The sequence below is a fragment of the Mucilaginibacter sp. P4_E8 genome (genome assembly GCF_056401495.1).
This window is the reverse complement of the sequence record NZ_JBFUJG010000072.1, coordinates 17,580-27,397: the sequence shown is the minus strand read 5'-3', so window position 1 is coordinate 27,397 and position 9,818 is coordinate 17,580. Positions and strand designations below refer to the sequence as shown.

Genomic DNA, 9,818 nt, shown 5'->3' with positions numbered 1-9,818 from the left:
CCTCGATTTCTATGATCTAAGCAACTAATTTGAGATAATTTTTTTCATATTTTCTATTTTGTCTTACACAGGAGAAAATACGTTGTACAAGTTTATTTCTTACAGCGTTTATGACACTCATTTTATTCTTCTTCTCGACGTTGACTTTCCTTTCGTAATAAAGCCTTAACTCATCATTATACTGAATGGCTACTAATGCAGCCATGTGCAAAAGTGTTTTTACTTTTTTATTGGCCATATGGGAGATCCTGCCTTTGCCTTTGAATACGCCGGATTCTTCAAAGTAAGGAACTAAGCCTGCATAGCAGGCATATGACTTAGCATTATTAATGTCTTTAAACTCATTGGTGGTGACCAATAGCTGTACGGCTGTGACTTTGCCGATCCCAACTACAGAGGTAATTAAAGTGAACAAACGTTTCAGTTCAGGGTCCGCATTAATGAGGATCATTATCGCTTTTTCTACATTCTCTAAACTGGCCTCAATACCATTCAGCGCCTTGTTACATACGTCTGTATTTTGTTTGACTGCTTTCTTTTTGACAAAAGAACCATACTCTTTAAGTGGTGTTTTGAGTATCTTTTTCGCTTTTATAAGCCTTGAACGGGTAGATGACAAATGGGCCAGTTGCAGGATTTCTTCCCGCCTGGGTGACCATAAACGAAGCTCATCGCGGTTTTTATAGGCATAGGTAGCAATCCGCATCGAATCAACCTTATCGTTTTTACCCCGGAGGTTGCCAAGTGATTTTTTGATCTGGGTAGCTGACTCTAAACAAATGTTCGCTTTCTTCCGGTACAAACAGGATAACAGGTGATTACTGTAAATGCCGGTATGCTCCATGCAGAAAACAGCATTGTTTATAGAAAAGCCCTGCAGCTTACAGCCTTACTAATGAGCCTTCCAAACTCTAATTTCTATTTGATGTCACAGTTTAAAACAAGCGGTAAGGGATTTAATCGAGGCATAGGCCTTTAAGCCTGGCAATGACGATAATGAACCCTTACCGTTGTTAACTTTTTCCACAAAAATCAAGGTTATTAACAAAGAAAAAGAAGCAAAAAGAAAGCTTCAACAATAATAATAACCTATATTATTTTGTTGAAGCTAATCTAAAGGCAATGACGCGTGGAGAACTGGCAAACAAAAAACATGTCATTGCGAGCGCAGCGTGGCAATCTCGTAGTATACAGAGCCAACTGCATAGTTCACAAGCACCCGTGCCACGTGTGCATCGTTCCAATAACATAGTGTTAAGCCCCCCACGCTTAATCTAAATATTACACCAATAAGTCCACTTAATAACCAGCTGGCGGTTTTTGACGGTAAACGGCGAAGGGGTGTTGTTGTCGCCATAAACAATAAAAAAGTCAGACGCGGGTTTGTAGCGCCATTGCATCCGGATGTTGGTGTTAATGTTTTTAATTTGCCCATTATACTGTACGTAGGTGGTAAAGTAAAGCTTGTTGCTAATGGTAATATCGGTACGCGGACCAACCAGCCAAAAACTGGTATTGCCATAAGGCTGGGGCAGGCGCAGGTCGTTATAGGAACTGTTTATGGCAATGTTTACATAAGGCTGAAAGCGGTATCCCAACTGCCCGATGATGGTTGTTTTGTGACCGTTTTGATAATAGCCACCGTAGGCAGCTTCGGCCAGATAGGTGAACAGGGCCTGGGGTTTTGAAGCAAACTGGGCGTCGACCGTGTTCCAATGGTTTTGTGTGCCGATGGGCAAAGGTGTTTTGCCGGTATTGGTTGGATCAAAAGGTACCAGCAGTTTGATATAGTCATTTATAGCTGATAGGGTAAACGTGCTGCGGTTACGCAGGGTAATGAGGTAGGCGAGCGTGCTTTCGTTATCGGTACGTTTAAAACTTTCGTCGAAATAATAGTTAGAAGTAAGCTGTATACCGTGGCTTAAAATAGCTCCTGATTTAGGGAAAAAGTTACGCAGCAACAGCGGACTAATCTTGTTGTAACCCGTTCGCGGCACATACCCAACACCGGCCGTATAATTTTTGCCAACGTACTCTTCCTGTAAATAAGCTGTCCAGTATTTACTGAGGTATTGGAGGTGACCGGCTGCTACCACATCACGCCCCTTTAATCCCGGGGTAAATGATTTTATAGCCAGCAGCTTACCCGTTAACAGGTTATTTGACGATGCCAGGTTAAACTCCATGCCCACATTACGGTTGTATTGGTTGCCGGGTGTTGCCGTGCCTGTAGCATCTTTATTAATGAACATAAAGCCAATATTAGAGCGTGCAAAAACACGGCGCTGCAGGGTAAGTACGCCATAGTTTTGCGCCGGGGTAGCGGCAACATCTGATGCGCCGGTTTGTATATCCATTAAACCCACGCGCCAATCCTTATCAATTTTACCGGTAAGCCGGGTTCCAAACCTGATGGGGGCGTTAAGCCCGATGCGCCGCGAAAAAAAAGGCCGTATATCGGCATAACCAAAGTTGGCAAACAGGTCGCCGTTCTCTAAAAAGAACTGACGTTTTTCGGGGAAGAAAAGTTCATAGCGATTGAGGTTAACCACCTGCTGGTCCACATCCACCTGCGAAAAATCGGGATTAACGGTAAGATCAAGATTCAACGATGAGGTAAGACTTACCTTGGCATCACCACCGATCTCCTTGCGCCAGGCGACCCCGGTTTTGGCTTGATAATCTTTAGACACCCCCGCCAGCGCGTAGGGAATTATCGAGATATTGGTACCGGCATCAGGAGGTGGCTCGTCCCAAACCAGCGAACCGGTATAAGCCAGCGACGCGGTAGGGAACTGCCTGGGTATGGGTGTCCAGCTTGATTTTTCGGTAGTTTTAAGATCATTGCGGCTAAAGTTGATGCCCCACACGTCAACACCTTTTTTGTAGCGGATACTTTTAAATGGGATGGCGGCTTCAAATACCCAGCGGTCGGGATAGTTTTTTACTACAGATGTCCATTTGTTATCCCAGCTCAAATCAACCTTACCACCCTCATACATGGTGCCATCCCACTGGCCCCCGGCGGCGTTGGCCCCAAAACTGAAGCCATCGGTACGGGTATCAAAAGGGTCGAGAAAAAATATAAAGTTGTCGTTTTTTACAAAGTTAAAATCGCGCTTCATGGATTCTACCATGTATTGCCCCGGTCCTTGCGTATAACATGTGGCTATGATGTAAATGTTGTTATTATCATAGGTCATGCGCACATCGGTTTGCATTTTGGCGCGGCTGGTATCCATAGGTAAAACCATAAAAAAGTTACTGGCCGAATCTGCCTTGAGCCAGGCATCGTCCATAATGCCATCAATAGTGATAGGCCCGGCCGACCTGCGGATGTGGTACTGGTAACCGGCATTCTTTTTTTGGGCATTTGCCTGCAAAGCGAACAGGAACAAAGCCAGCATTAATATTATTTTTCCTGGCGATAGGGGAAGGGTAACGTTCAAAATTAATGCTGGTGTGATGGGTTGATAAATCGATTTATGTGAGGGTAAATTAGTAATTAAATGTGTTTGAAAAAAAATTGCCCTGTAACATTCCGGAGACACTTAGTTCAAACTCATTTAATTGCTGGATGCTCCGTTAGGAGCTACCCGTTTGTAGGATAAGGATGCCGGTTATGCCGTGCCTCGTAGAGGTTACCCTTCAACCTGAATATTTTGGGTTGCACCTACGGAGCAAAAGCTCGTATTTAATTATGGCTACAAACGGGTAGCTCCTAACGGAGCATGCGCATTCTCTTACGTGTTAATTTATTTTTTGTTTTCCTGAATCACAAACTAACCACCATTCCTTTACCGGCGTATTTAACCACCTTATCGGCTTTATCAGTTATCTCCACATCGGCACCGTGCGCGCCTTTAACCATCACGATGTTGAACGTGCGGTTTTTAAGCATACCAGGGAATTTGCCTTTGGTATCGGATATGGTGAGCTTGCGGGTTTTGTCGTTCCAGTTCAGAGAGAAAGTGGCATACTGGCCTTTTTCGTAATTGTAATTGTCGTTCTCATCCTCATAAAACTTAAACGAACCATTGGCACCGGGATAAATGCGCAGCTCTAAATTGTCAGCTGGTTTTTCGGTGGCATATTCCATGTGCGGACCCATCGGAACGATAGAGCCGGCCTTAACATATAATGGCAAAATTTCGATAGGTGCAGCAGCACTGATGCTTTGTCCGCCATCAAGCAGTTCGCCGGTCCAAAAGTTGTACCATTTGCTGGCGGCAGGCAGGTACACCTGGCGGGCCTTGGCTTTCCTGTCGGCATCGGCCGAGGTGTATAATTGCTCGGTAACCGGGTTCACCATAAATGCCGGACCGAACATATATTGATCAGGTATGCCGTAAACTTTACTATCGTTCCTGAAATCAAAGGCCAGCGAACGCATAATGGTATAATTATCGGTAGTTACACGACCTGCCAGTGAGTAAATATAGGGCATCAGCCGGTAGCGTAGTTTATCAAAGTTTAACAGGATAGCTTTGGTTTTGTCATCCCAGTTTTTGCTGAACAATGCCCGCTCGCCCTTGCCGTGGATGCGGAATATGGGGCTGAACGTGCCAAACTGGAACCAGCGGGTAAACAGTTCGCGCTTGTCGGGCTGCGACCAGTCGGCAGGTTTCCAGTGGAAGTGATAACCACCGATGTCTGAGGTCCAATAAGGCAGGCCCGATGTACAGGCATTGATACCTTGCGGCACCTGGTTCTTAAAATCTTTAAAGGTACACTCAATATCGCCCGACCATAAGGTGGAAGCATTGCGCTGCTCGCCGGCAAATGACTGCCTTACCAAAAAGAAAGCACGTTTGCCCGGGATATCCCTGCGCCAGCCTTCATAAACGCCTTTGGTATGCTGCAAGGAGTAAGTGTTAAAATAATCGATCCCCTTACCAATGCTGAAATTGCTTTGGCGGCGTGCATCCTGCAGGGCGCCATTGTCGGGCTCACACTGGTCAATCCACCAGGCGTCCCAGCCATAACGTTTGATCAGGCTGTCGCGGGCCTGGTCCCAGTAAAGCTCGCGGGCTTTGGGGTTGTGGGCATCGTAGTAAGTATCAAACGTGTGGGTAACTACGTTGTCCCAGGTAATATCTGTTAAGCCGCCCATTTTTTCCAGGGCGTCATAGTTGGGTGTGCCTTTGCCAAATACCGGCCAAATGGATATCATGGCGTGAATGTTGGCTTTGTGCAGTTCATCAACCAGTTGCTGCGGGTGCGGGTAACGCTCGGGCTTCATCACGTGCGAACCGATAGGCAACGGATCCCAGTAATACCAGTCCTGCACAATTACGTCAACCGGGATATGGTTGTTGCGGTAATTATCTTTAACGCCAATGATCTCATCCTCGCTCATATACCTATCCTGCGACTGGAACAAGCCGAAGGCCCATTTGCCAAACATGGGGGCACGACCTGTGGCGGTGCGGTACAGATCAATAATATGGTCAAATGACGGGCCGTAAAAAAAGAGATAATCAACCTGTTTACCACTTTCAGATACGTATTTGAATTTGGTATTATCGGCCTCGGCGCCATAAAAGTTGGAGGCCGAATAGTTATCCCACAGCAGGCCATAACCTTTGGTTGATAGCAGCACTGGGATAGCGCCTGTAAGGTATTTGATCAGCAGCTCCTGGTTACGGCCCTTATAGTTGATAGATAAAGAATCAAGCGGGTGGCATCCCAGACCAAACAAACCCTCATTTTGCGGCGATACGAATTGTGTGCTTACGTTATAAGTGCTGATGCCCGCAATAGTAGCCGGGGTAATGGTTTTATTGTCGCGGTCTTCGGCGGTGATGACGTTGCCTTTTAAGTCGGTGTAGGTAATGGCATTGGTGGCCTTGTTTACCTTAATCTTTAATTTAGCGGTGGTGATGATCACCTCTGTTTTGGTTTCGGTAACCTGGTAAGCGGTTGGCGCTTTCCAGCTATTGTTAACCACTAAGGATGGTTTTGTTTCAAAAGCATCAAATATGGTGTACTTTACTTCAACAATATCGGCACGGCGAACCAATACTTTCATCAGTCCCTTATCCAAAGAAAAGGTAACGCCATCAGCACCCTTTTTAAAGGACTTAACAATTGCATTTGCGGGTATAGTCGCAATGCAACCTGTCAGCAAAAACAATAACGCAATCGATTGTTTTATTTTTACATTTAGGTGGAGTAAGTTTTTGATCATATTGAACATCAGTATATTGGTTTATAATTAGTGTAAGAGTAACACTTGCTTTGAAAATGTGAATATAGGTTACTTTTTTTAATTTGTAAAGAGTTTTTTTGAGGGAAAAGTGCGAAGACGGCCTTTTATAAGTCCCTGGAACGCCCTCTTCCCTACGTCTTTTCGAGGGACGAAGCAACTCTATGCTATACAGAGCGAAGATTAGAACAACGCAGAGCGCTCAGTTGCCGCTGAGGCTGTTACTTTTGTCTTGATACAAAAGTAACCAAAAGATCAAGACAGAAAAAAGCTTCCCCCCACAGGCAAAACACCGAGGCCCGCTTTTCTGTCAGGCCTTTACCCGCATTTTTGATTTGCTGATTCTCTTTTTCTTGGTTCCTGATTCTAAAAGTCTTGTATCTTTTCTCGCAGCTCGCTTCGGGTGAAATCAGACAGAACAATGGTGGCCTGCGCGGCTGTATGGGGCATAGCAAATATTTGCTGAAGCGTGGGCCAATGAGCGAACAAAGTGGGGCAACTTTTTGCAGCCCGTGGTTCTGGCAGATTTGCCGGGTAAAGGCCTTGTGCGGTAAAGAAGCCTAATCAAAAAAAAGTGTTTTTGTTACTTTTGTCACGACAAAAGTAAAAGGCCCCCACGGCCATAGCGGTATTGAACTGTTTAATAATAAACATGGTGGGATTGCCACGCTATAATTAAAAGCGGCCTCATAGGTAATAAATCAATGTTTCTTACCACCTGCAAATAGCTTCTCGCCCACCTCTACAGCAATACTTAACCGGTTTTCATCCGGTGGCTTAGGGCAAGCATAACCGCTTGCGAAAGCGCAGTATGGATTATAGGCTTTATTAAAATCAATCACTACAGTGCCGTTTTTAAAGTCGCCGGTACGCAGGTCGATATACCGGCCGCCCCCATAAGTATCCTTACCATTGGTATCATCAGTAAACGGCAGGAATAAGTAATCGCTATATAGTGGGTTTTTAGATAGTGCAATACTTTTATACACCGTTAGCTGCATGGGTTTGCCTTTAAGCATAAACTTCAGCACCGCATAGCGCTCATATTGCTGGCCCGCGCCGCTAAATACCGGCATTAAAAAAGCAGGTCCGTTCATTACAACCTCGGCTTGTGCTGTTACCCTGTATGTACTGTCGGCATCATAAAAACGCAAAAATTGCAGATCATCCTTTTTTAGCGGGGAACGTTCATCCTTCAGGAAATCATTCATGTAACCTTTGCGGTAATCGGCAATCTGCGTTTTATAGTCCTGTCCAAAACAGTTCAGGCTTACCATAAATAGCAGTCCGAAGAGATATCTCATGATCATGGGCATTCTTTTTAATGAATGCAATATATACAAAATGCGAAGCATTAGGGAGCGGGAGTAAAAGCGGGTAGACTCACCCGGTCCAGCGCAGCGATGTCGGGGAGAGTCGATACCGCGTTTAATTCTCGTCGTCTGTCTTTTCATGGCTATTACTCTTGAGAGGGGCGCGTAGAAATCGAGGGTGGCAGGGGTGTGTTTGTACGTGCGATGAAAAGGACACACCCCTCCACCCCTCTCAAGAGGGGAATCGCGCAGCCATCCGCTCCCTACGTCATTTAATCTTTAGATACCGCTGGTTTTTAAAACTCAGGATGACAAATTAATATTAACATTCCATCCCCCTCTTTCCGCCGCAGGCGATGAGAGGGGCGCCGCGCGAAGTGCAGGCGGGGTGAGTCGTCTGCATCATTTCCATAACACAATTTTTCACGCCGTTGTTGGAGTTATTCAAGCCGTTGTTGGAGTTGTCTCACGCCGTTGTTGGAGTTGTCTCCAACAACTTTTATCTTCCATTTATTACCTAAAACGATTTACAGAAATATATATTTGCTTATTGAACCTTCAAAATACCAATAAACTTATGGACAATAAACCACTTAGAAGCAGGGGATGGTTTGGTAAAACGGGCAAGGATGGTTTTATATACCGGGCCTGGATGAAAAATCAGGGTATCCCGGCGCACCAGCTGCAAGGCAAGCCGGTGATCGGCATCTGTAATACATGGTCGGAGTTGACGCCCTGCAACGCGCATTTCAGGGAACTGGCCGAATCTGTAAAGAATGGTATTTATGAGGCGGGCGGCTATCCGGTGGAGTTCCCAGTAATGTCATTAGGCGAAACCCTCATTAAACCCACCGCCATGCTGTACCGCAACCTGGTGAGCATGGATGTGGAAGAATCCATCAGGGCAAACCCGCTTGATGGCGTAGTACTGCTTTGCGGTTGCGATAAAACAACACCCGCCCTTATCATGGGGGCCTGCAGCGTTGATATACCAACCATTGTAGTTTCGGGCGGGGCTATGCTTACGGGTAAATACCGCGGGCATGATATCGGAACATCTGATATCTGGCGTTTTTCTGAAGATCACCGGGCGGGCCATATGAGCGATGAGGAACTGTATACCGCCGAAGCCTGCATGGCCCGCAGCCGGGGGCATTGCGCGGTAATGGGCACGGCATCAACCATGGCCTGTATGGTTGAATCATTAGGACTTTCGCTGGCCGAAAACGCCGCCATTCCTGCTGCCGATTCACGCCGTAAAGTGCTGGCCCATTTGTCGGGTAACCGCATTGTGGATATGGTGCGTGAGGATCTTAAACTGTCAGACATACTTACACCGCAGGCCTTTGAAAATGCCATCAGCGTAAATGCGGCTATTGGCGGGTCAACCAATTTTATTATCCATTTACTGGCCATCGCCGCCCGTATCGGGGTCGATCTGAATATGGACGATTTTAATACTACGGCCAAGCGTATCCCGCTGCTGGCCAATCTGCAGCCATCGGGTAAATATTTTATGGAGGATTTTTATTATGCCGGGGGACTGCCTGCCTTAATGAAAGAACTACATGAGGTATTGCATGGCGATACCATTACAGTGAGTGGCAAACCCATGAGGCACAATTATGAGCATAGCGAATGTTTTAACCGCGATATGATAGCCACCTGGAAAAAGCCATTTAATGAGGTGGCCGGTATTGTAGTGTTAAAAGGTAATTTGTGCGAGAACGGCGCGGTACTAAAACCATCGGCGGCAAGTACTGAGTTAATGATCCATACCGGGCGGGCCATTGTATTTGAAGATATTGAAGATTATAAACGCAAGATCAATGATCCCGGACTGGAGGTTGATGAAACCAACGTGCTGGTATTAAAAAATGTTGGTCCTAAAGGCTATCCGGGTATGCCCGAGGTAGGCAATATGGCTATCCCCAAAAAACTGCTTGATAAAGGTGTAAGAGATATGGTGAGGATATCTGACGGGCGCATGAGCGGTACGGGTTTTGGCACAGTGGTGCTGCATGTATCGCCTGAGGCGGCTGTTGGAGGTACGCTGGCCATTGTGCRGGACGGTGATATCATCAGCCTTGATGTGTATGCCGGGACCTTGCACCTGGAAGTAAGCGACGAAGAAATAGCAGCCAGAAAAGAACAGCTTGTATTGAGCACCAATATAGCCAAGCGTGGTTATGTGCATTTATACCAAACCCACGTGGAACAGGCGCACCTGGGGGCTGATTTCGACTTTTTAAAAGGCGGATCGGGGAGTGAAGTGGTGAGAGATTCGCATTAATTAT

General features: G+C 46.1%; 5 protein-coding genes. 1 reads left to right on the top strand and 4 read right to left on the bottom strand.

What is annotated here, in order from left to right:
* Positions 1–16: 16 nt before the first annotated feature.
* The 4 genes from AC1DRQ_RS20830 to AC1DRQ_RS20815 form a co-directional block, all read right to left on the bottom strand.
* Positions 17–844, bottom strand: coding sequence for an IS110 family transposase (locus tag AC1DRQ_RS20830; protein WP_477426668.1), 828 nt, complete (start codon positions 842–844; stop codon positions 17–19).
* Between the two features lie 430 nt (positions 845–1,274).
* On the bottom strand, positions 1,275–3,449 hold the full coding sequence (locus AC1DRQ_RS20825; protein WP_477426667.1) for a carbohydrate binding family 9 domain-containing protein: 2,175 nt from the start codon (positions 3,447–3,449) through the stop codon (positions 1,275–1,277).
* A gap of 326 nt (positions 3,450–3,775) precedes the next feature.
* A complete protein-coding gene (locus AC1DRQ_RS20820) occupies positions 3,776–6,199 on the bottom strand; it encodes a glycoside hydrolase family 31 protein (RefSeq protein ID WP_477426666.1) in 2,424 nt (807 codons plus the stop codon).
* Between the two features lie 710 nt (positions 6,200–6,909).
* Positions 6,910–7,518: a DUF1684 domain-containing protein gene (locus tag AC1DRQ_RS20815; RefSeq protein WP_477426665.1), complete on the bottom strand. Its 609-nt coding sequence runs from the start codon at positions 7,516–7,518 to the stop codon at positions 6,910–6,912.
* Between the two features lie 580 nt (positions 7,519–8,098).
* Here AC1DRQ_RS20815 and AC1DRQ_RS20810 point away from each other — a divergent pair.
* A complete protein-coding gene (locus AC1DRQ_RS20810) occupies positions 8,099–9,814 on the top strand; it encodes an IlvD/Edd family dehydratase (protein WP_477426664.1) in 1,716 nt (571 codons plus the stop codon).
* Positions 9,815–9,818 lie beyond the last annotated feature (4 nt).